The sequence below is a fragment of the Acinetobacter sp. WCHAc060006 genome (assembly GCF_004209135.1).
In the GTDB taxonomy this organism is placed as follows: domain Bacteria; phylum Pseudomonadota; class Gammaproteobacteria; order Pseudomonadales; family Moraxellaceae; genus Acinetobacter; species Acinetobacter cumulans.
The window spans coordinates 24,662-46,667 of the sequence record NZ_SGSS01000027.1 but is presented as its reverse complement, the minus strand read 5'-3'; the positions used below and the strand labels follow the sequence as shown (position 1 = coordinate 46,667).

At 40.1% G+C, this 22,006-nt stretch carries 24 protein-coding genes; 6 read left to right on the top strand and 18 right to left on the bottom strand.

Annotation, left to right across the window (positions count from 1 at the left end; translation table 11 throughout):
* From EXE29_RS14080 to EXE29_RS14025, 12 genes are all read right to left on the bottom strand, one after another.
* The coding region (locus tag EXE29_RS14080) for a DUF4198 domain-containing protein (RefSeq protein WP_165382503.1) at nt 1-741 on the bottom strand (741 nt) is incomplete at its 3' end.
* A 125-nt stretch (nt 742-866) separates the two neighbouring features.
* The gene (locus EXE29_RS14075; RefSeq protein WP_106985893.1) at nt 867-1,520 is read right to left on the bottom strand and encodes a MiaE family protein; all 654 of its coding nucleotides are present in this window, start codon (nt 1,518-1,520) and stop codon (nt 867-869) included.
* A 16-nt stretch (nt 1,521-1,536) separates the two neighbouring features.
* The gene (pdxJ, locus tag EXE29_RS14070) at nt 1,537-2,262 is read right to left on the bottom strand and encodes a pyridoxine 5'-phosphate synthase (RefSeq protein WP_120364857.1); all 726 of its coding nucleotides are present in this window, start codon (nt 2,260-2,262) and stop codon (nt 1,537-1,539) included.
* A 14-nt stretch (nt 2,263-2,276) separates the two neighbouring features.
* Complete coding sequence (gene recO, locus EXE29_RS14065; RefSeq protein ID WP_171406276.1) at nt 2,277-2,990, bottom strand: DNA repair protein RecO; 714 nt, start codon at nt 2,988-2,990, stop codon at nt 2,277-2,279.
* Nucleotides 2,991-2,998: 8 nt separating this feature from the next.
* The gene (locus EXE29_RS14060) at nt 2,999-3,196 is read right to left on the bottom strand and encodes an NF038104 family lipoprotein (protein WP_106985931.1); all 198 of its coding nucleotides are present in this window, start codon (nt 3,194-3,196) and stop codon (nt 2,999-3,001) included.
* 25 nt (nt 3,197-3,221) lie between these two features.
* On the bottom strand, nt 3,222-4,250 hold the full coding sequence (era, locus tag EXE29_RS14055; protein WP_106985896.1) for a GTPase Era: 1,029 nt from the start codon (nt 4,248-4,250) through the stop codon (nt 3,222-3,224).
* Nucleotides 4,250-4,948 (bottom strand): ribonuclease III, encoded by a 699-nt coding sequence (gene rnc / locus EXE29_RS14050; RefSeq protein WP_106985897.1) that lies wholly within the window; start codon nt 4,946-4,948, stop codon nt 4,250-4,252. Before rnc ends, era begins: the two co-directional genes overlap by 1 nt.
* Complete coding sequence (locus tag EXE29_RS14045) at nt 4,920-5,288, bottom strand: DUF4845 domain-containing protein (RefSeq protein WP_106985898.1); 369 nt, start codon at nt 5,286-5,288, stop codon at nt 4,920-4,922. Before EXE29_RS14045 ends, rnc begins: the two co-directional genes overlap by 29 nt.
* 21 nt (nt 5,289-5,309) lie before the next feature.
* Nucleotides 5,310-6,137 (bottom strand): signal peptidase I, encoded by an 828-nt coding sequence (lepB, locus tag EXE29_RS14040; protein WP_106985899.1) that lies wholly within the window; start codon nt 6,135-6,137, stop codon nt 5,310-5,312.
* 23 nt (nt 6,138-6,160) lie between these two features.
* Nucleotides 6,161-7,978 (bottom strand): translation elongation factor 4, encoded by a 1,818-nt coding sequence (lepA, locus tag EXE29_RS14035; protein ID WP_120364859.1) that lies wholly within the window; start codon nt 7,976-7,978, stop codon nt 6,161-6,163.
* A 155-nt stretch (nt 7,979-8,133) separates the two neighbouring features.
* Nucleotides 8,134-8,610 carry an acyl-CoA thioesterase gene (locus EXE29_RS14030; RefSeq protein ID WP_120364860.1) on the bottom strand — a complete coding sequence of 159 codons (477 nt, stop codon included), beginning with the start codon at nt 8,608-8,610 and terminating at the stop codon, nt 8,134-8,136.
* Nucleotides 8,611-8,742: 132 nt separating this feature from the next.
* Nucleotides 8,743-10,128: a Do family serine endopeptidase gene (locus EXE29_RS14025; protein WP_117007520.1), complete on the bottom strand. Its 1,386-nt coding sequence runs from the start codon at nt 10,126-10,128 to the stop codon at nt 8,743-8,745.
* A 231-nt stretch (nt 10,129-10,359) separates the two neighbouring features.
* On the opposite strand from EXE29_RS14025, the gene nadB reads away from it, so the two are divergent.
* On the top strand, nt 10,360-11,997 hold the full coding sequence (gene nadB / locus EXE29_RS14020; protein ID WP_120364861.1) for an L-aspartate oxidase: 1,638 nt from the start codon (nt 10,360-10,362) through the stop codon (nt 11,995-11,997).
* 89 nt (nt 11,998-12,086) lie between these two features.
* Here the strand turns inward: nadB and EXE29_RS14015 are convergent, their stop codons facing one another.
* The 6 genes from EXE29_RS14015 to pabC form a co-directional block, all read right to left on the bottom strand.
* Complete coding sequence (locus EXE29_RS14015; RefSeq protein ID WP_120364862.1) at nt 12,087-12,965, bottom strand: arginase family protein; 879 nt, start codon at nt 12,963-12,965, stop codon at nt 12,087-12,089.
* A gap of 5 nt (nt 12,966-12,970) precedes the next feature.
* Nucleotides 12,971-13,939: a hypothetical protein gene (locus EXE29_RS14010; RefSeq protein ID WP_117007517.1), complete on the bottom strand. Its 969-nt coding sequence runs from the start codon at nt 13,937-13,939 to the stop codon at nt 12,971-12,973.
* Between the two features lie 180 nt (nt 13,940-14,119).
* Entirely contained in the window at nt 14,120-14,545 is a 426-nt protein-coding gene (locus EXE29_RS14005) for a PaaI family thioesterase (protein ID WP_117007516.1), read from the bottom strand.
* Between the two features lie 142 nt (nt 14,546-14,687).
* Nucleotides 14,688-15,284 (bottom strand): dTMP kinase, encoded by a 597-nt coding sequence (tmk, locus tag EXE29_RS14000; protein ID WP_120364863.1) that lies wholly within the window; start codon nt 15,282-15,284, stop codon nt 14,688-14,690.
* 9 nt (nt 15,285-15,293) lie between these two features.
* Nucleotides 15,294-16,346: an endolytic transglycosylase MltG gene (mltG, locus tag EXE29_RS13995; protein WP_120364864.1), complete on the bottom strand. Its 1,053-nt coding sequence runs from the start codon at nt 16,344-16,346 to the stop codon at nt 15,294-15,296.
* Nucleotides 16,333-17,160, bottom strand: a complete 828-nt coding sequence (gene pabC, locus EXE29_RS13990; protein ID WP_120364865.1) for an aminodeoxychorismate lyase — start codon at nt 17,158-17,160, stop codon at nt 16,333-16,335. Before pabC ends, mltG begins: the two co-directional genes overlap by 14 nt.
* A gap of 191 nt (nt 17,161-17,351) precedes the next feature.
* Here pabC and EXE29_RS13985 point away from each other — a divergent pair, with 191 nt between their 5' ends.
* From EXE29_RS13985 to cysW, 5 genes are all read left to right on the top strand, one after another.
* Nucleotides 17,352-18,356 (top strand): sulfate ABC transporter substrate-binding protein, encoded by a 1,005-nt coding sequence (locus EXE29_RS13985; RefSeq protein ID WP_120364866.1) that lies wholly within the window; start codon nt 17,352-17,354, stop codon nt 18,354-18,356.
* Nucleotides 18,357-18,549: 193 nt separating this feature from the next.
* Nucleotides 18,550-19,563: a sulfate ABC transporter substrate-binding protein gene (locus EXE29_RS13980; RefSeq protein ID WP_120364867.1), complete on the top strand. Its 1,014-nt coding sequence runs from the start codon at nt 18,550-18,552 to the stop codon at nt 19,561-19,563.
* Between the two features lie 27 nt (nt 19,564-19,590).
* Entirely contained in the window at nt 19,591-20,196 is a 606-nt protein-coding gene (locus EXE29_RS13975; protein ID WP_120364868.1) for an RBBP9/YdeN family alpha/beta hydrolase, read from the top strand.
* Nucleotides 20,197-20,277: 81 nt separating this feature from the next.
* Nucleotides 20,278-21,111 (top strand): sulfate ABC transporter permease subunit CysT, encoded by an 834-nt coding sequence (cysT, locus tag EXE29_RS13970; RefSeq protein ID WP_106985913.1) that lies wholly within the window; start codon nt 20,278-20,280, stop codon nt 21,109-21,111.
* Nucleotides 21,108-21,995, top strand: a complete 888-nt coding sequence (gene cysW, locus EXE29_RS13965) for a sulfate ABC transporter permease subunit CysW (protein WP_106985914.1) — start codon at nt 21,108-21,110, stop codon at nt 21,993-21,995. The genes cysT and cysW overlap by 4 nt, the downstream gene beginning before the upstream one ends.
* Nucleotides 21,996-22,006 lie beyond the last annotated feature (11 nt).

The following is a 22,006-nucleotide window of genomic DNA, read 5'->3' as shown; positions in this document are numbered from 1 at the left end:
ATACTGGCCTTGATCTTTAATCACAAAATTTAAGTGACCTTTATCATCAGATTGCAGGGTTTGATAAACACGATCTGTACGTTCAAAAGCATAACTTTGTGCCAACACCGATGCTTTTACATCTTTCACACCTTGAGCAGAGTCAACAACTTGCAACTGAATTGGCTGATTTACTTTCAACGTATTTGGATGACTTATAAAACGCACATCAAAACCTTCATGCACATGCTTTACAGAAACATCTGACATAGTACGACGTGAAATAAAAGTTTCTATAATTTCCTGTGTTTCTACAGTTTTAACTTTGCTATTTTTTTTCAAATCAGATTGATACACCACATTTGCTTTAAGCGGCTTAGCTTCATCACGTTTTGCTTGAATAAGCGCTTTCCACTGCCCGTCAACCAAAGCAAAGCGAGATGCAGAACCTTGTTTTACGCCACGAATACGGTAAGTACCTTCTTTTTTATTTTCCAAACTAAAACTACTTAATGTTTGAGTTTTTGCCCAAGCATCATCTGCAATTTCAATTTTTTCACCGGAAGGCGTGTGATAGTGGAATTTGAAATTCTTAATCGCGATCTCAGACACAAAAGGATTGTCATAAAAGCCTGAAACCACTGCGCTATAATTATTAAAAGTCTGATAATTTAAAGGTGCAATATAAGGATAGTGCGCAAAACCTGCTGTACTCAACAAGCCCAATGACAAGAACATCCAAGGTTTTAAAAAAGAATGCATAAAAATTTGAATCATCGATTAATAATGCCGACATTTTAAAAACCAAAAACCCAATTGTAAATGATTATCAATTATATTTATTTATTGGTATAAAAAATCCCCCATTTATGGAGGATTTTTTTAACTTAAGCAGCCTGAACTGGCACACCACTATGAAAACGAAATAATTCATCAGGTGAACTAATCAGATTCTTTTCTACTTCACGAATATGATCAATCCGCTCCTGAATATCTTCTTTCGGGTTTTTCAGTTTAGACGTCGTAGCCACATCCATTGCAAGCGACAGATAGTCCTCATAATGGCGTGATTCAGACTTAAGTAAATAACGGTAGTAACGACCTAACTCTTCATCTACACGCGGTGCAAGCGCATAAAAACGCTCACATGAGCGTGCTTCTACAAAAGCACCAATCACCAAAATATCAATTAAGGCTTCTGGCTCATAAGTACGTACTTCTTTTCGCAAACCACCCGCATAACGACCAGCACTAATTGCCGTCCACTCTTGACCGCGCTTTGCCATCAACTCAAGCACTTGTTCATAATGAAGCATTTCTTCACGCACCAATTGCGCCAGTTTAATCTGTAAATCTGAGAAAAAACTGTAACGGAACATCAAGTTCATGGCCGTGCTGGCAGCCTTCTTTTCACAATTGGCATGATCCTGCATCAGGATATCCAAATTATCCACTGCCATATCCAACCATGCAGTTGGCGTTTCACAGCCCAAGAAGCCAATGACTGGCTTCATGAGTTCATCATAATTAATATTCGACATTATCTTTACTATTTAATTAACGAGCGGCTTTAATCACAGCTTTCATCTGTTGCACAGCTTGTGCCAAACCAACAAATACAGCATCTGCAATGATTGAGTGGCCAATGTTTAATTCGTGAATCTGTGGGATTTTCGCAATTGGCGTCACATTGTCAAGGTTTAAACCATGCCCAGCATTTACAATTAAACCCTGAGATGCTGCATATTCAGCACCTTTCACAATACGCTCTAATTCATGTTGCTGTGCTTCTGCTGTTTCGGCGTCCGCATAAGCACCCGTGTGCAATTCAATGGTCGGCGCACCACATGCAACAGCCGCATCAATTTGCGCAAAATCAGCATCAATAAATAATGACACTTCACATCCGATTGCTGCTAATTCTTGTGTCGCTTTTTTAACATCTGCAAAATGCCCCACCACATCTAAACCACCTTCTGTGGTAACTTCTTGGCGTTTTTCAGGCACAAAACAAACATGATGAGGTTGGATCTCTTTTGCAAAAGCTACCATTTCATCTGTAACTGCCATTTCCAAATTCATGTGTGTTTTTAATACAGGACGCATACGACGCACATCATCATCTTGAATATGACGACGGTCTTCACGCAAATGCAAGGTAATACCCTCTGCACCTGCTTGTTCGCAAATCAGCGCCGCATTTACAGGATCTGGGTAAGTGGTGCCACGTGCTTGTCTTAAAGTCGCGACATGGTCAATATTTACACCAAGTAATGCAGCCATAATATTTTCCTAAATTACGCTTTCGTTTGAGAATTCTGTATCCAAAGCTGGCGACTTTTTAAAGGTCTGTCACCCAACAAAGAGCTAATCATTTGCCGATAGAGCTTAGAGAGTAATTGTAACTGTTCTGAATTAAAATCCATACCCTTTTCATAATTACACATAGACAAGATCTGCTGTCCACTTAAGCTCGCTCGACTGGCTTGCACAATCGGCATAAAGCCTGCATTCAGTTGAAACTGATAATACTGTAGGGGATTAATATCGGCCTGTGATGCATCAACAGAAAAGTCTAATGGATAACCCAATTCTTCAATCAATTCATGTTCAAATTTTCTTAAAATTTGCCTTAAAAATTCATTTGGATTGATCTGCTGAGCCATCGTTTGCAAACTACTTAGGGTTTCAGCATATTGTAAAAATGTTTGAGGCATTTCTACTTCTAATGGGCATAGTCGCAACAAAATTTCATTTAAATAAAAGCCAGAAAAGAAGGCATCACCAAAAAAGAAAATCGGCTGATTGACAATTTCTAATTTTGTAAAATTTTTTAGATCAGATTTACCTGATGCTTGCAGTGAGATTGGCTGATATTGAGGAGGTGGCGTTTGCCTAAGAATACCATCGACACGGCCGTGTTCTTGTGTAAATAAATGCACAATATGACTACGTTCACGGTATTTTCTATGATGGATGAGATAACCATGCAAAACTTCATTACGCATGATTCAGGCAATTATTCCTTGCTCTGTTTATCTTGTTCTTTACTGCTATCTTCTTCACCATCTGGAATGATAGCTCCAACTACAGCTGCAGTGCCTTTCACTACACCTTTCGTCGTTTTATACGCAACTTTAACAGGAACAGTCACAATTTTAGTAATACAGCCTTGTAGTAAAAAAACACTCGCTACAATGAATACAACTTTTATCATGACCATTCCTTTTAAAGTTTAAACTTTAGATATCGCTATATCCTAAGCTTTTTAATGCACGCTCATCATCAGACCAACCGCCTTTCACCTTAACCCACAGTGTTAGCATGATCTTTTGTTCGAACATTTTTTCCATGTCCACACGTGCATCCATACCAATTTTTTTCAGCTTCGCGCCTTTTTCACCAATCACAATGGCTTTTTGACCTGGGCGATCCACAAAAATAGTTGCATCAATATAAGTACATGCAGCCTTCGGACGACCTGTTTTTGGATTGATGGTTGCTTCTTCTGTTTTAAATGATTCAATTTGAACCGTTAAATCATACGGAAGTTCTTCACCCAATTGACGCATAATCTTTTCACGAATCACTTCAGATGCAAGGAAGCGCTCTGAACGATCTGTAATTTGATCCATTGAATACAGTGGTGGCTGGAATGGCAAATACTTTTCAATTGTGTCACGCAGGTGATCTAAGTTTGCACCACGTAATGCTGATACAGGAACAATTTCCGCAAAATTCATCAGTTTTGCACGTTCTTGAATCAATGGTAATGCGTGGTTCTTGTTTTCTAGCGTATCAATTTTATTGATCACAAGCAGCACAGGCATATCTGCATTTTTAAGTTTTTCCAAAACTAAATCATCGTTTTGAGTCCACTTATCTGCGTCAATCACAAATAACACAAGGTTAACGTCACGCAGTGCCGAATGCGCCGCACGGTTCATCATTTTATTGATGGCGCGAACTTCTTTTTTATGCATCCCTGGTGTATCCACAAATACAGCCTGAGATTTTTCTCGCGTATCAATACCAACAATTTTATGTCGTGTAGTTTGTGGCTTACGTGAAGTAATAGACAATTTTTGACCCAAAATATGGTTCATTAATGTCGACTTACCTACGTTTGGACGACCAACAATCGCCACAAAACCACTTTTGAAGTCTGACGGAATTTCAGTACCTTGGGCACTAAAAAACTGACTAATTAAATCGTTACTGTCGCTTTGCGACTCGTGATCAGCATCAACGTGATCGGAATGAGTAGTCATTAAGACTTTTGCTCCAAAATTTTTAAAATATCAGCCGCCACTGCTTGTTCAGCAAAACGACGACTTGATCCTTCACCATATTGCACAGCAATACCCTCAACAATACATTCAACTTTGAAATGCTGATTTGGAGCATCACCTTGAATATCTATCACATCGTAAACCGGGAGAGGCTTTTTACGTGCTTGTAAATATTCTTGCAATCGCGATTTTGGATCCTTCAATTGATCTGTTGGTTCAATGTGGTCTAAATAAGGTACATACCATTTCAGCACGATTGGCTCTAAAACCTTCAGGTCTTGGCAATCCACATAGATTGCACCAATAATCGCTTCTACCGTATCTGCCAGTATAGACTCACGATGATGACCGCCAGATTTCAACTCACCCGTACTTAAAATTAAGTTTTGGCTGAGTTTTAAATCGTTAGCAATTTTACCAAGTGCTTCCTGACGTACAAGCGTTGCACGCATACGCGTTAAACGCCCTTCATTTTCATCAGGATAAGCGTGGTATAGATAATTGGCAATTATCATACCCAACAATGAATCGCCTAGATATTCTAAGCGTTCATAGTTGTATTTGTGGCTCACCGATCGGTGGGTCAACGCCAGTTTCAGCAATTCAGGCTGTTTAAACTGATAACCGATTCGACTCGCTAAACGGGCCTCATTTAGCTTGGACTGAGCTTTGATCAAAACGTTTCTCGAACTTTAACACAATATCTATATTCAATAAGAATGGCTTTCTTATTTCATAATTTTTTTCAACAAGTAGACCATTTTCATTGCTGACTTTTGCAACATCAGCAAACTTCTTATCCACCATATTCATCTGAAAACGCTTATCCATCTCCTTATCAAATGCCGCCGGAGATAGATTTTTAGGACCACTTGCTATTTGTTGCTCAATTTGATCATTGATCAAACGATCATCAACGTATGGCCCCCAAACTGCAACCAGTGCTTTAGCAATAAATGCTAAACCAATAACTGCAAATAGAATTGCAATGTATGACGCCCCTTTTTGATGTCGCATTTTTATTTTCCTAATGACATATTAATCGATCGCACCATTTCGACCAAATGATGGGATTTTAAAGCCAGGCTCTTTATGCATCCATTTGTAGAATGCACGACCTGTTAAGTTCTCTTCTGGTACAAAGCCCCAAAAACGACTGTCAGCACTTTGATCACGATTATCCCCCATCGCAAAGTAATGACCTTCTGGCACTTTCACTTCCCAATATAAACCATTTTCATTGGCATACTTACCATTGTCAACATAGTTGATAAACGGTGCTTGACGCGCAACATTCACCCCTTCAAGTTCACGCATCGTAAATGTATGCGTACCTAAAGTTTCTTTATGATAAATAGACGTTGGTGTATCTAAACTATCTTTTTCTCGACTAAATTCAGTCGGAACTTTTGGAACCTTTTGACCATTAATAATCAACTGCCCATGATCATATACAATATGATCCCCTGGCAAACCCACAATACGCTTAATATAACTAATTGTTGGTTGTGGTGGATAACGGAAGACCACGACATCGCCACGCTCTGGCTCGCCTACGTTAATAATTTTCTTATTTACGATTGGTAAGCGTACACCGTATTCAAACTTATTCACCAAAATAAAATCACCTGTTTCTAAGGTTGGTACCATAGAGTCCGAAGGGATATTAAATGGTTCATATAAAAATGAACGCAGAATAAGTACAACGGCTAATACAGGCCAAAAATCATAAGCCCATGTAATGATGACATTTTCATTACCCTTGCCCTTGGTTTGTCTTTGTTTCCAAACCAGTTTATCCAACAGCCACACTAAAAAGAAAATTAATGTAACTGGTACAAGGATTAAATTAAAATCAAAATCCATGAGCTAAATGACCTCTGTCTTTATTATCTTTCTACTTTCAATACTGCAAGGAACGCTTCTTGTGGGATTTCAACACTACCCACTTGTTTCATACGTTTCTTACCTTCTTTCTGCTTCGATAAAAGCTTTTTCTTACGTGATACGTCGCCGCCATAACATTTTGCCAATACGTTTTTACGCATAGCTTTTACAGTTGAACGGGCAATGATTTGAGCACCAATGGCAGCCTGGATTGCTACATCAAACATTTGACGTGGAATCAAGTCTTTCATTTTCTCAACCAATGCAATACCACGATGACGTGCATCTTGACGATGACAAATCATTGCTAAAGCATCTACCTTATCACCATTAATTAACACATCAACCTTAACTAAAGATGAAGACTCGAAACGAACAAAGTTATAATCAAGTGATGCAAAACCACGTGAGCATGATTTCAACTTATCAAAGAAATCCATAACAACTTCAGCCATTGGAATTTCAAAGGTAATTGACACTTGGTTCGCCATAAACTTCATGTCTTTTTGCACACCACGGCGCTCTACACACAACGTCATTACATTGCCCAAGTACTCTTGTGGAACTAAGATATGACATTCTGCAATCGGTTCACGCAGGTCTTCTACTGTCGAACCATCTGGCATTTTAGATGGGCTATCAATGTAAATGGTTTGACCATTTTTCATGACCGCTTCATAAATTACTGTAGGCGCTGAAGAAATAAGGTCTAAATCGTACTCACGCTCTAAACGCTCCTGTACGATTTCCATGTGTAGCATACCTAAGAAACCACAACGGAAACCAAAACCTAAAGCATCTGAGCTTTCTGGTTCAAAGAACAACGCTGAGTCATTAATTTGTAGCTTGTGCAATGCTTCACGGAATGGTTCAAACTCGCTGGCATCAATTGGGAATAAACCTGCATAAACCTGTGGCTTCACCTTTTTAAAACCAGGCAAAATTTCAACATCTGGTGTGCTTGCCAAAGTAATGGTATCACCTACTGGTGCACCAAAGATGTCTTTAATACCCGCAATAACGAAACCAACTTCACCCGCTTCTAGGATGTCAGTTTCGGTATGTTTTGGATTAAACACACCCACAGAAGTAATAATGTGCGTTTGACCTGTTGATTTCATCAACATTTTGTCACCTTTACGCACACGACCTTCTTTAATTCGTACCAGCGAGACAACACCTAAGTAGTTATCAAACCAAGAGTCAATGATCAATGCTTGTAATGGTGCATTTCGATCGCCTTGTGGTGCTGGAATCACATCTACCAAACGCTCAAGCACGCCTTCAATGCCTAGGCCTGTTTTTGCTGAACATGTTGGCGCATCGGTTGCTTCCACGCCAATAATGTCTTCAATTTCTTGAATTACACGTTCAGGCTCTGCCTGTGGTAAATCAATTTTGTTTAGAACGGGAAGAACTTCTAGCCCTTGCTCAATAGCGGTATAGCAGTTTGCTACTGATTGTGCTTCTACACCTTGTGCAGCATCTACAACCAATAAAGCACCTTCACACGCAGCAAGTGAACGTGAAACCTCATACGAGAAATCCACATGTCCTGGTGTGTCAATAAAGTTCAGCTGGTATTCTTCGCCATTTGGATGTGTGTAGTACAAGGTAACTGAGGCAGCTTTAATGGTAATGCCACGCTCACGCTCAAGCTCCATAGAGTCGAGGACTTGCGCTTGCATTTCTCGATCTTGTAAACCGCCACACGTTTGAATAAATCGATCGGCAAGCGTCGACTTACCATGGTCGATATGCGCAATAATCGAGAAGTTACGAATGTTTTTAATATCAACAGATTTTTTAGCTTGCGCCATGGGCTACCTTGAACAAAATAAAACGCTATGCATTAAATCTCATGCATAACAAAAGCCGAATAGAAATTGCCGTGGATTATAGCAGATGGTTTTTTTAAAGTATCGAAAATAATGAACTCGTTTGCGTGCATTTCTAACCCAGCTAAACAATGAACCTAACTTGTATGTTCCCCAGTCATATCCTCTGTATGATACTGCTGAAAGTCCGTTGGATTTTGATCTGCATCAATCGGCTGATAAGCTTGGGTAAATGTTGGAGATAAACGTTTTGGTCGACCTGTGGCAATTTCAATACAAGCCCATTGCGTATTGCCCATAAACAAAATTGCACGATCTTTTGGTCGATAAAACATATATTGGCGATATGAATACAGCGCATTAATATCACTAAGCCATGTTCGCAAAATAATTTCATCTCCTAACATCGCAGCTTTGCGATATTGAACATGATGTTCTACCGCAACCATGGCATGTTTTAAAGCCAAATATTCATTTAAACCTAATCCTAAAGCCTCGATATGCGCTGTTGCTACATCTTGCATCCAACTTACATACACCACATTGTTGACGTGACCCAATACATCTATATGTTCTGGCTGTACTGTCAGTTTTAAATCAAATGGGGTACTCATGTTGGCCTTCATTTTTACTTTTCAAGATCCCTACAGTCTACGGTAAAACACATATAGGTAAATGACCAAATGTTAAAAAAACCGTTTCTTTCGAAACGGTTTTTAGCTATGCATTCATCAATAGCCAGTTTTTTATTGAATACGCATTCCAACGATTGCACGTTGCCCTTCACGAATAATCGCCACTCGTGCAATCGTTCCTTTTTTCAGCTCAGAAACGGCTGATACAAAATCATTGGCATTATTAATGGTCTTATTGTTTAGCTGTGTCACCACATCGCCTGGCAAAATTTTCGCTTGGGCAGCAATACCATCTCGTAAGACATCCTGAATTAAAACACCACCCTTAACATCTAAACGGCTTAATTCAGCTTCGGTTAAATTGCGAATACTCACTCCCAAAACTGGCCCTTTACTTACCGGTGCCTTATTTTGTGATTGTGCAGGTGTATCATCTGGAGCAACCACTAAAGTCGCACTAATATTACGGCGCTTATCATCACGTAATACTTCTAATTGAATCGTTTGATTTGGCACAGATCGATTCAAGTTATTTAATAAATCAGAAGTTCTTGAAATTGGTGCACCATCTAATTTTAAGATGACATCACCCGCTTTTAATCCTGCTCGAGCAGCTGGAGAATTTGGAGTGACTTGAGTAATTAAAGAACCTTCAGGTTTAGATAAGTTATAAGACTCTGCTAAATTACGGTCAATATCTTGCAAACTCACCCCTAAATAAGTTCGCGTAACTTTACCGTTCTTTTTCAATTGCTCTGCGACATCCATTGCAACATCAATAGGAATAGAGAATGACAAGCCCATATAACCACCCGTTCCACTAAAAATACGTGAGTTCACACCCACGACTTCTCCACGCTGGTTAAACAATGGACCACCTGAGTTACCTGGATTTAGCGCGACATCTGTTTGAATAAATGGTACTGAGGTTTCCCCCATCATATTACGCATTTTTGCACTGACAATACCTGCAGATGCTGAATAATCAAATCCGAATGGCGATCCAATTGCTAAAACTGGCTCACCCACTTTTAATTGCTCAACATTCCCCGTGCGTAGTTCAGGAAAATTAGTCCCTGTAACTTTTAATAAAGCCACATCGGTACGTTCATCACTACCAACTACTTTGGCATCAATTTCACGGCGGTCATTCAATACAATGGTGACTTTAGATGCATCTTCCACAACATGGTGGTTCGTGAGTAAATAACCATCTTTACTGATAAAAAACGCACTACCATACGCAGTTTTTTCTTGTGGCATACGTTGCTGCGGAATAATAACTTGATTACCGAAAAAACGCTTCAAAATCTCAGGGACTTGCTGTTGTAGTAGTTCTTCTTGACTTAACTTTTTAACTACATTCACACTGACTACAGCAGGACTGACCTGCTCTACCAAATTGGAAAAATCGACAGGTGCCGCCGCTTGAACTTGCGTCGCCGCTACAGTGAAAACCGCCGCGTATAATCCTTTTTGTAGGTATTGGTTTTTCATAACAAGTATGCATCCCTTTTTATTGAAGTTTTGAAATAAAATTGTTTTTATCACAAAGTAAAAGCTTCATTCGTAACAATATGTTTAGATATACATCCTAATAAACAATAGCTTAATTATTCCTTAAAAACACACGGTGTATGAATAATATTCATCATTTTTCAATCAACAAAGGCTTGCCTTTTTGATTAAAAAGCGCTGTTATTACCAAACTTTTTTCAAATTAGCTTAATGGATATGCCTAATTTAGAAACAACACATCATTTTGATGTAATTATTGTAGGTAGCGGTGGTGCTGGCCTGAGTTTGGCCTTGTCATTACCCGCACATTTTAATATTGCAGTTTTGGCTAAATCGACACTCACCGATGCCAGCACTTATTATGCACAAGGCGGTGTGGCTGCAGTACTAGATAAAACCGACTCACTTGAACAACATATTGATGACACCATGATTGCTGGTGCATATTTATGTGAACGTGATGCAGTCAAACAGACGGTAGAGGGCGGTAAACCCTCCGTCGATTTTCTACTCGATCATGGTGTGCAATTCACCCTAGATCAGGATGAACAATTACACTTAACCCGTGAGGGTGGCCATTCACAGCGTCGTATTATTCATGCTGCAGATGCGACAGGGCGCGCAATCTCGACTACCTTGGTACAACGGGCACAAGAAAAACAAAATATTCATATTTTTGAAAACTATATTGCGATTGATTTAATTACTTCGCAGAAGCTTGGTCTTACAGGTAAGCACCGTGCTTTGGGTCTATATGCTTTAGACGAACAAAACAATCAAGTCCATACGTTCCTTGCACCATTTACCGCACTGGCATGTGGTGGTGCAATGAAAGCTTATTTGTATACCTCAAACCCAGACATTGCGACAGGTGATGGCATTGCGATGGCATATCGTGCGGGTTGTCGTGTCGCAAATATGGAATTTAACCAATTTCATCCGACCTGCTTATATCATCCTCAAGCACGTTCTTTTTTAATTACAGAAGCCATGCGTGGTGAAGGTGCATATTTACGCCTTCCAGATGGCGAACGCTTTATGCTCCGTTTTGATGAGCGTGCCGAACTCGCACCACGTGATATTGTCGCACGTGCAATCGATTATGAAATTAAACGTTTAGGCATACGTCATGTTTGGCTCGACATTAGCCATAAACCTGCTGATTTTGTCAAAGAACACTTCCCGACACTCTATGAGCGTCTATTGGAATTAGGCATCGACATTACTACAGATATGATTCCTGTGGTACCTGCTGCCCACTATACCTGTGGTGGTGTGGTGGTTGATGAAAATAGCGAAACAGATATTGCAGGATTATATGCAATTGGTGAGACATCTTATACGGGCTTACATGGCGCTAACCGTATGGCAAGTAACTCACTTTTAGAATGCTTTGTCTACGGTATGGCTGCTGCCAAACATATTGAAACGCATCTACAACCTGAGTATGTTTCTCCTGAAGTTCCTGCTTGGGATGATTCTCAAGTTACCAATCCTGATGAAGATGTCGTGATCTTGCAAAACTGGGATGAATTACGTCAAACCATGTGGAATTATGTGGGGATTGTACGTACGACCAAGCGTTTGCAACGTGCTTTGCATCGAATTGAAATGCTTAACCATGAAATCACAGAATACTATCAAGACTATCAAGTCAGTAAAAACCTGATTGAATTACGCAATTTGGTTTTAGTTTCGGAAATGATTGTACGCTGTGCGATGGAACGTAAAGAATCTCGTGGATTACACTTTACACTTGATTATCCAGATTTGGCTCCTGAATTACGTAAAACCGTTTTAGCACCTCCTAATTTCCAAGTCGATTGCCCACTGGTGAACGAAGACTAAAACAATGTAAATCATTGCAAACGATTTTAATAAAAAAACGCATCAGGTCGTGGCTTACACGGCCTGATATTTACCCGATTTTCAGCCTGCTATGGATGATGAATTCCATAAGCCTCTTGAGCAGCCCGAAAGCTCAATAAGTGTAATTGCACCAAATCTTCTAATTTTTGATAGCCACCTGCTAATACAAACATCATGGGTATTTGACTGCGATGCGCGAGTTTAAACACCATTTCTTCACGCTTTTGAATGAGTTCAGTACTGAACCATGAAGAACCAAAAGGATCTGCTTGATGACAATCCATCCCTGCTTGATACACAATTAAGTCCGCTCCCCAGTCTTTTGCCATTTGAAAAGCCTCATGCACGGCCAGCGTATATTGTGCAAAACTGCCTTTATCTTTATGAACATGCCGTGTCACGGAACGTGGATATGTAGGGCAACCAAAAATTAAGCCATAAATACTAAAGTTAAATAGATTACTGAAGCGTCGCGTAAATTCAGCAGTACCGTCTCCACCGTGTTGATCACAATCTAAAACAAATATTCTTTTATTGGGAAACTGCTGTGCAACCAGTGCCAAACCATTAAATGTGCAAAATGACCCACCAAATTCAGGCATCGCATGATGAAATCCTTGTGCGATATTGGCAGCAATACCATTTTTCCATGCCAGTTCTGCAGCCAAAATTTGCCCTGCATTAATATTGAGTACTGCATCACGTAGCTGTGTATTCCACGGTTTAAAACCAGAAAATGTGGCTAATTTTTCAGGTATTCCAGTATTAACAGCATCAACATAAATTGGGTCATGTAACTGTTTTAAAATTTCTATATCCAGAACTTCTGGCCTGTGGAAACGAATATTAGGCCATGTCCCCAATGCATCTGCAACCGCTTTAAGCTTTTCCATACTATTGGTATGTGTATGTGCCACATACTGAGCTGAATAGCAGACATTTAACATGCAAATTATTCCAATTGTGCTAAAGCAACATCCATTAATTGTTGTAACTCTGTGGTCCCTGGGCTAAATAACCCATTGGCCACTTGCTGTTCAAAATGCGTACTAAACGCTCGTTTTCGATGTACTGGAGAAACAGCCAAAGTAGTTAATCTTAAAAACCAGAAACCATCAATGGCATTATGTGGAATGATATAGCCACTATATTCTTGGTTTGGAATTTTTTGCGCAATCTGCGTAATGTCATAATCTACTGAAAATAAAGAACCCGCAGGAAGTCGTACTCCGTTCATAATCACTGGGCGCAAACTAATACAAGAGTGATTATCTCCCATATTCATTTTTTCCATGAGTAGAGGCTCCCCCTGTTCATCAATAAAAATATTAATTTCACCCTGTCTTAATACTCTACGATGTGCAATTTTTAGAAAAAAATTCTCTGCCATTGGGCAAGAACCCACTTTAGGCTTTTCACTCCGATTTTTTAATTCAACCACCCCAGTTCCATCACGGGTCTTAGGCAAAATGACATCCTCAATTAAATCGCAAATGAGCTTACTTTCCTCTAGCTGTGCATGTTGACTCAGTCCACGTAATGCCTTTTGACGCTGATATTCCGCTTGTAATTGTTGCTTATAATCCGAGTCTGGCGCATGTGCTAAGAATTGTTGAACTTGCAGATTTTGATCCAGATTATGCCAGTCATTGACCTCTAGCTGATACGAACTACTTTGGTCTTTTAACTGGCGTAAGTTTTTAGCTTCCCATGTCTCAAATAACTTTAAATCTTGATAATCTGCGATATCTCGTGCGGTATTTACATACTCAGCGAGCACACGTGTGGCCTGAGTATAGCCACAACCACGACGTTCACTTTGATGTGAATAATGTTCATTGAGCATTTCACTCAGTTTTACAGACAAAGGATGTACACGAGAAGTGAAAAGCTGAAGGACTTCATGATCTTTATCTGCCATTTTTATTATTCCTGTCTAACTGTTTTTATTATATTTTTTATTTTTTTTTGCAACATAAGTATTTTGTATGTCAGTCCATTTTCCCGCCTAGTAGCCAACATAAACACCAACAATTGCAATAAAGTTGGCATTTATATTCGACAAATGGTCATGCGCATTTTTCATTTACATGATTAGTCTTTATTCAGCCTCACGTGTTGGAGGGATCGAATATGTTCCTGTGACATGCGCGACGGGATCTTCTGAATCAACTGAATAAATCCACACCTCTCCCACAACCAATACTTTACCTAATTTGATTAAGCGGCATTCAGCCCGCAAATTTAATCCCCCAGTAGGCTTGCGTAAAAAGTTAATGTTCATATTTGTGGTGACAGCCAGCCCCACTAAACCAATTTCTCCCAAAATGGCCACATACATTGCAAGATCGGCCAATGCCATCATGGTGGGTCCTGAAATGGTTCCGCCTGGGCGAATATCAATGCTACTCACTTTCCACAATACGGAAGATGAACGTTCATCTACAGCCAAAATTTCACACTTTTCTAAACTCGGCGGATAGACCAATGATAAAAATTGAACCACCTCTTCCAGTTTCACAGACATTAAAAATCACCCATCACGATGTAATGGATGATTTTTAAAGTAGTTTGCTGGTGAAAACTATGACCATTTGGACAAGTGTAGTGAATTTATTTATCCAGTTATCGCAGTATTATTCATACATGGTCACAGATCTATGCAAAACTTATAAGTAGTTCATTGCTTGTGTAAAAACATGTTCAGGGCTTTGTGTCGCATCTAAGCGTTTCACACGCTGTGGTTCACGCATTGCCAAACTTGCATAACCCGACCTTACTTTCTCAAAGAAAGTGACTTTCTCTTGCTCAAAACGATCCAGCGCACCACGTGCTCGTGCACGATCCATACCCAACTCAATAGGCGCATCTAACCAAAATGTGACATCGGGCATACGACTAACAAAATGCTCATTTAGCATCTGTAGTTTGCTTTCACTTAAACCTCGGCCTGCACATTGATAAGCAAAACTTGCATCAGTAAAACGATCACAAAGTACGATTTTCCCTGCTTCTAATGCTGGCATAATCACGTGTGCAATATGTTGCGCACGTGCGGCATACATCAGTAGAAGCTCAGTATCATTACACATTTGCTCTTCGTGATTTACTGCCAAAAGTAAGCCACGAATCTGCTCTGCCATAGGTGTACCCCCTGGCTCACGTGTAAGAACCACATCTTGAGCTTGGCTTTGAAAGTGCTCATAGATTTTACGAATGAGCGTGGTCTTACCAACCCCTTCAGTACCTTCAAAACTGATAAACATGCTCACTCCTTATTTCTTCGAACGTATCACAGCAAGATACTCTTGCACTGCGCGATTATGATCTTGCAAATTTGCGCTAAATTTATGCCCACCATTGCCAGTTGCAACAAAGTAAATATTGTCTGCAACATCTGGATGCATAGCCGCTTCTATGGCTTTTTTACTTGGTAAAGCAATTGGCGTTGGCGGTAAGCCACTCATGGTATAGGTATTATACGGCGTTGGCGTACGCAAATCCTGACGGGTAATATTGCCTGTATATTTATCACCCATGCCATAAATCACGGTTGGGTCGGTTTGTAAACGCATGCCTAATTTTAAACGGCGTACAAATACACCTGACACCTGTTCTAACTCACTGTCGAGGCTGGTTTCCTTTTCAATAATGGATGCCATTACCAGCGCTTCGTATTTATCTTTATATGGCAAATCTGTTGCACGATTCGCCCAAGCTTGATCTAAAGCTTTCATTTGACGGCTGTATAAGTCTTTTAAAATCTTTTTATCCGACTCACCTTTGGCAAAGAAATAAGTATCTGGTGCGAATAAGCCTTCAGGATGGTCAAAAGGAATATCTAATGCCTTTAACAGCTCAGCTTGAGATAAATGAGATACATCATGTTGTACCAATGGATCTTTTTTTAGTGCTTCAATCAATTGTTTAAAGGTTGTGCCTTCAATGACTAAAATGCGATTCATTTGAGCATTATCAACATTTGAAATCATTTGCATAACTTCGCGAATGCTCATACCTTCACGCACTTCATATACACCCGCTTTTAAGGTGTCGTGTATCATCAATTTTTGATACAGCTTCAAAACAATTGGAAAACTAGCTTTATCTTCCTTCACCAATCGATCGATAAAACCTGAATATGTATCGCCCTGACCAATGGCGAGCATCTGTTTTTTACCCTCAATTGGATAAGACTTAAACAAGCTCGACCATAGTACAGCACAGAGCATCACAGCCATGAGCAAAAGCACAAGTAAAATGACTTTTGGCTTTTTAGAAGCAAGCTGTGGCTTTTTATTTTTAGATTTTGGCTTAGCGGATGACATATTTATGAATCTGATTTAATTGAAGGATATGAAACAATTCAGTACAGGCCTGAACATCTAAAGGTGTCGCATTTAAGTGTGAAACAATTTTCATTGGGTGTAAGGCATTGCAAAAAAATAAGCTTTGAATATTTGCTATCTCACTCATATCTATTGAGCGTTGCACACACTGAACGCCAGATTGTTGCATACGCATTAAGATGGCTGCCCGCATTACACCATGTACGCCATTATAACGAAGTTCTGGCGTAATCCATGAATCGTTTATACGAATAAAACAATTACTGCTCACACCTTCAACAACTGTCCCTTGTATATCTAAAACGAGTGCTTCACTCCAATTGCTTTGATCGGCCTCTTGTTTAAGCAATACTTGCTCTAAGCGATTCAATGTTTTAAGACCCGCCAAATTAGGCATACTCAGCCCTATCGCCTGCTCCAATACACCACTTTTAATGATGTCGTATTCAAAATCAGTTTGCGCTTTAGGATAATAAAACAACCATACATCTGCAGGGTGCTGTGGCCAACTATAACCTCGCTGTCCTTCACCACGGCTTAACACAATTTTGACTGTGCCCGACGCTTTTGTATTTGCCTGAACAATTAATGCTAATGTTTTTAAAATAAGTGATAAATCTGCGTTTAGCCCTAATCGCTCATTGGCATGTTGTAAACGTGCCCAATGTAAATCGTGTAATTCAAGTTGCCCTTCACGTAAACGCGCGGTACTAAAGCAACCATCTCCATAATGAAAAGCACGATCCGACAAAGCAATTGTTGCCTGTTCTGCCCCATTTTTAAAACACAGCATGCACTACGCCCCCGCCTTAGCAACTTAATTTTGCGCCTAGTTTAAAAATTGTGAGTCACAATTCCTAGTGTTTATTGGTATTGCATTTTTACAGATATCAAATGCATTTCTTATTATTTTTTCTAAAAACAATCAGCAGATATTCTGCACCCAAGCTATCTGATAAATCAAAATCCAAAGGATAAATAATCATGCATACACTTAAAATTGGGGTATTGGCGACACTCATTTCAGCGACGTCATTCAGCGCTTTAGCAAAAAACTTTCTCAACGTTTCATACGATCCGACACGCGAACTATATGATAACTTTAACAAAGACTTCGGTGAGTATTGGAAAAAGAAAACTGGCCAAGATATTACATATAAACAATCACATGGTGGTTCTGGCAAACAAGCTCGTTCTGTAATTGATGGCTTAGGTGCTGATGTCGTAACTTTAGCGCTCGCTGCCGATATTGATGCCATTGCAGAAAACTCAAATTTATTGCCTAAAGATTGGCAAAAGAAATTTCCAAATAACTCAACACCCTATACTTCAACCATTGTCTTTTTAGTGCGTAAAGGCAACCCGAAAGGCATTAAAGACTGGGGTGATTTGGTTAAAAATGACGTAGCCATCATTACACCTAACCCTAAAACATCCGGTGGTGCACGTTGGAACTACTTAGCAGCATGGGCATGGGCAAAACACCAAGCAGGCGGTAATGATGCCAAAGCACAAGAGTTTGTACGTCAAATTTATAAAAACACCAAAGTACTAGACTCAGGTGCACGTGGTGCTACCACTACATTTGCTGAGCGTGGTATTGGGGATGTACTCCTGGCTTGGGAAAATGAAGCCTTCCTTGCACTACGTGAACAGCCGGGTAAGTTTGAAATCGTGACACCGTCTTTGTCTATTTTGGCTGAGCCACCTGTGGCAATTGTAGAGAAAAATGCCGAAAAAGATGGCAACCTGAATTTAGCCAAAGCTTATCTTAACTACTTGTACTCACCAGCGGGTCAAACCATTGCAGCAAACAACTACTATCGCCCACGTAATAGCGCTGTTGCTGCCAAATACACGTCTGTATTTAAGCCATTAAAGTTAGTCACCATTGATAAAGAATTTGGTGGCTGGTCTAAAGTACAGAAAAAACATTTTGATAACGGCGGTATATTTGATCAAATCGTAAAAACCAACAGCGCAAAATAAATTTTATTAGATATTCAAACGCTTATTTTTATATCAAACAGCAGCAATCTTCGGATTGCTGTTTTTGTTAGTCATGCCTTCAGCACACTTATCTTATAATTTCATATTAAATTCATTTTTTATTATTTTTTATGCATAAAGATTGGCGCTATTCTTCTCTGCATTGATAAACATTCAAAAAATTGAGGTCTGTATGCGCTTTTCAGCACAATTGAAACTTGGGGTAATCGCCCTTGCAGTATCAACATTTTCTTTAGGTGCTACTGCCAAAGACTTTTTAAATGTTTCTTATGATCCGACACGCGAATTGTATGAAGCGGTAAACAAAGACTTTGGCAAATACTGGGAAAGCCGTACAGGACAAAAAATTAATTTCAAACAATCTCATGGTGGGTCAGGCAAACAAGCTCGCGCCGTGATTGATGGCCTCGATGCTGATGTTGTAACTTTAGCCTTAGCTGCCGATATTGACGTCATTGCAGAGAAAACCAAAATCTTACCAAAAGATTGGCAAAAAAAATTACCAAACAATGCCACACCATATACCTCAACTATTGTGTTCTTAGTGCGTAAAGGCAATCCAAAAGCTATTAAAGACTGGGGCGACTTAGTTAAACCAGGCGTAGGTATTATTACACCTAACCCTAAAACTTCGGGTGGCGCACGTTGGAACTACTTAGCAGCATGGGCATGGGCAAAACACCAAGCAGGTGGTAATGATGCCAAAGCACAAGAGTTTGTACGTCAAATTTATAAAAATACGAAAGTGTTAGACTCAGGTGCACGTGGTGCAACCACAACTTTTGCTGAACGAAGCATTGGCGATGTACTCCTAGCTTGGGAAAACGAAGCATATTTGGCGCTTCGTGAACAACCAGGCAAGTTTGAAATCGTAACGCCGTCGTTGTCTATTTTGGCTGAGCCACCTGTTGCAATTGCCGAAAAAAATGCAGAGAAAAAAGGCAATAAATATTTAGCACAAGGTTATTTAAATTTCTTGTATTCACCACGTGGACAACAACTAGCAGCTGAAAACTTCTACCGTCCACGTAATGAAAAAACTTTAGCGCAATACCGTCACGTATTTAAACCACTCAAATTGGTCACGATTGATCAAGAGTTTGGGGGCTGGGACAAAGTACAAAAAGCCCACTTTGATAATGGCGGTATCTTTGACCAAATCGTAAAAGCGAATAACGGAAAATAATTCTGACACCGTATAAGGAGTATAGACATGACGCATACTGTAATTGTTCCTGGTGTAGGCGGTAGTGAATACAATCACTGGCAGTCTTGGCTTGAACGCCAGCTCATGTCATGCTCACGTGTACAACAAAAAGATTGGAACCAACCTATATTAGAGCAATGGATTGCACAATTTGTGCAAACCGTAGCTCCAATACAAGACCAAATTCAGATTGTTGCGCACAGCTTTGGATGCTTAACCACTGTAGCTGCTCTTGCACAGCACCCAGAATTCAATCAAAAAATTAAAAAATTGATTCTGGTTGCACCAGCAAACCCTGCTCGCTTTGGTGAGGCTGGTTTTGCTCGTGATAGTCAAAATGACTATGAAGCTTATTTTCATCAATTAAGCATTCATGTCCCAACGACTTTAATCATTAGTGAAAATGATCCGTGGTTAGCTTTTGATGATGCACAGCGTCTGGCAAAATCTTGGCAATTGACACCAGTCAATGCGGGACTTGCAGGACATATTAATGTTGCGTCTGGTTTTGGGCCATTTCCTGAAGTATTTAATTATCTTGTTTCAGAAAAAACCATGCCACATATCAGTAAAGCTGATGACAGCAAGTATTTTTTTAAATTTGCAATTTAGTCATCGCCACTTATGCTTGAGCCAATTTTTCATATTTTTGTTGACTGACTTCAGTCAACGTTCTCTCTTTGAGGAGTAATCATGTCGCAGCGATCCCGAGTGCTGCCAGGATTTGGTCTGTCTCTAGGCTTTACCCTAGCGTATTTGTCTTTAATTGTGCTCATTCCTTTATCTGCGGTGTTTATCAAATCGTTAGGTATTGGTTGGGACGGTCTTTGGGAAATTTTAAGTTCTGAGCGAATTTTAAAATCCTTACAATTAAGCTTTAGTGCCGCCATTATTGCGGCCTTAATCAATGTCGTATTTGGCTTATTGTTGGCTTGGTGCTTAGTGCGCTATACCTTCCCAGGTAAACGTATTGTTGATGCCTTAGTTGACTTACCTTTTGCATTGCCAACTGCAGTTGCAGGTATTGCCCTAACGTCGCTGTATGCACCAACAGGCTGGATTGGTCAGTATCTTGAGCCCATTGGCATTAAAGTGGCATATACCCCGATTGGTATTACCCTCGCTTTAATTTTTATTGGTATTCCTTTCGTTGTACGTACTGTACAACCTGTACTGAGTGACTTGGAAACTGAGCTTGAAGAAGCTGCTTCTGCTTTAGGTGCAAACCGTCTGCAGATTGTGACCAAAGTGATTCTGCCGATTTTATTCCCAGCACTTATTACAGGCTTTGCACTCGCATTTGCACGTGGTGTGGGTGAATACGGTTCAGTCATTTTTATTGCAGGTAACCAACCGTTCAAAACGGAAATTGCGCCGCTAATGATCATTTCTCGCCTAGAAGAATATGACTATGCAGGTGCAACGACTATTGCTGTCGTTATGCTGGTTATTTCGTTTGCAATTTTGTTCCTCATTAACTTGGTACAAGCTTGGGCGAGCCGCCGTACAGGGAGAACTGCGCGATGAACGTAAACAGCAATGCTTTAGCTGAAAAATTGCAGTCACGTGATGCAACGCGTGAACCGACTTGGGTTCGTCGTACACTCATTATCATTGCCATGATTTTCTTTGCCAGCTGCTTAATGTTGCCATTGGTACTGGTATTCGTTGAAGCCTTTAAGCAAGGGGTCGGTGTCTATTTCCAAGCTTTGGTTCATCCAGATACTTTATCTGCAGTTAAACTCACCTTGCTTACGGCGGCAATTGCTGTGCCATTGAACGTCGTATTTGGTGTGGCTGCTGCGTGGTGTGTTGCTAAATTCAATTTCCGTGGTAAGTCTATTTTAACCACCATTATTGATATGCCATTTTCAGTATCGCCAGTTATTGCAGGTTTAATGCTGGTACTGATGTTTGGTACTCAAGGCTGGTTTGGTGGCTGGCTCATGGACAACGACATTAAAATTTTATATGCCGTTCCTGCGATTGTATTAGCCACTGTGTTTATTACAGTACCTTTTGTTGCACGTGAGCTTATTCCTTTGATGGAAGCACAAGGTACCGAAGAAGAAGAAGCTGCGATTGTTCTTGGTGCTTCAGGCTGGCAAACCTTTTGGAAAGTCACACTTCCAAATATCAAATGGGGCTTAATTTACGGCGTGATTCTGTGTAATGCACGCGCAATGGGCGAGTTTGGTGCGGTGTCGGTTGTTTCTGGTCATATTCGTGGTGAAACCAACACCCTACCCCTGCACGTCGAAATTCTTTATAACGAATATACCTTCAGTGCAGCTTTTGCGGTTTCATCTCTCTTGGCATTACTGGCAATTATCACCCTGATTTTAAAAACATGGGTTGAAATCCGCCAAGAGAAACAAGACAAACGCAATGATGATTCAACAGCTTCTTAAGGAATGACCTC

Excerpts from the sequence above, each read along its gene's own strand:
- EXE29_RS14075 (WP_106985893.1), bottom strand. The coding sequence starts at position 1,520 with ATGTCGAATATTAATTATGATGAACTCATGAAGCCAGTCATTGGCTTC.
- pdxJ (WP_120364857.1), bottom strand. The coding sequence starts at position 2,262 with ATGGCTGCATTACTTGGTGTAAATATTGACCATGTCGCGACTTTAAGA.
- EXE29_RS14060 (WP_106985931.1), bottom strand. The coding sequence starts at position 3,196 with ATGATAAAAGTTGTATTCATTGTAGCGAGTGTTTTTTTACTACAAGGC.
- era (WP_106985896.1), bottom strand. The coding sequence starts at position 4,250 with ATGACTACTCATTCCGATCACGTTGATGCTGATCACGAGTCGCAAAGC.
- EXE29_RS14045 (WP_106985898.1), bottom strand. The coding sequence starts at position 5,288 with ATGCGACATCAAAAAGGGGCGTCATACATTGCAATTCTATTTGCAGTT.
- lepB (WP_106985899.1), bottom strand. The coding sequence starts at position 6,137 with ATGGATTTTGATTTTAATTTAATCCTTGTACCAGTTACATTAATTTTC.
- lepA (WP_120364859.1), bottom strand. The coding sequence starts at position 7,978 with ATGGCGCAAGCTAAAAAATCTGTTGATATTAAAAACATTCGTAACTTC.
- EXE29_RS14030 (WP_120364860.1), bottom strand. The coding sequence starts at position 8,610 with ATGAGTACCCCATTTGATTTAAAACTGACAGTACAGCCAGAACATATA.
- EXE29_RS14025 (WP_117007520.1), bottom strand. The coding sequence starts at position 10,128 with ATGAAAAACCAATACCTACAAAAAGGATTATACGCGGCGGTTTTCACT.
- nadB (WP_120364861.1), top strand. The coding sequence starts at position 10,360 with ATGGATATGCCTAATTTAGAAACAACACATCATTTTGATGTAATTATT.
- EXE29_RS14015 (WP_120364862.1), bottom strand. The coding sequence starts at position 12,965 with ATGTTAAATGTCTGCTATTCAGCTCAGTATGTGGCACATACACATACC.
- EXE29_RS14010 (WP_117007517.1), bottom strand. The coding sequence starts at position 13,939 with ATGGCAGATAAAGATCATGAAGTCCTTCAGCTTTTCACTTCTCGTGTA.
- EXE29_RS14005 (WP_117007516.1), bottom strand. The coding sequence starts at position 14,545 with ATGTCTGTGAAACTGGAAGAGGTGGTTCAATTTTTATCATTGGTCTAT.
- tmk (WP_120364863.1), bottom strand. The coding sequence starts at position 15,284 with ATGTTTATCAGTTTTGAAGGTACTGAAGGGGTTGGTAAGACCACGCTC.
- mltG (WP_120364864.1), bottom strand. The coding sequence starts at position 16,346 with ATGTCATCCGCTAAGCCAAAATCTAAAAATAAAAAGCCACAGCTTGCT.
- pabC (WP_120364865.1), bottom strand. The coding sequence starts at position 17,160 with ATGCTGTGTTTTAAAAATGGGGCAGAACAGGCAACAATTGCTTTGTCG.
- EXE29_RS13985 (WP_120364866.1), top strand. The coding sequence starts at position 17,352 with ATGCATACACTTAAAATTGGGGTATTGGCGACACTCATTTCAGCGACG.
- EXE29_RS13980 (WP_120364867.1), top strand. The coding sequence starts at position 18,550 with ATGCGCTTTTCAGCACAATTGAAACTTGGGGTAATCGCCCTTGCAGTA.
- EXE29_RS13975 (WP_120364868.1), top strand. The coding sequence starts at position 19,591 with ATGACGCATACTGTAATTGTTCCTGGTGTAGGCGGTAGTGAATACAAT.
- cysT (WP_106985913.1), top strand. The coding sequence starts at position 20,278 with ATGTCGCAGCGATCCCGAGTGCTGCCAGGATTTGGTCTGTCTCTAGGC.
- cysW (WP_106985914.1), top strand. The coding sequence starts at position 21,108 with ATGAACGTAAACAGCAATGCTTTAGCTGAAAAATTGCAGTCACGTGAT.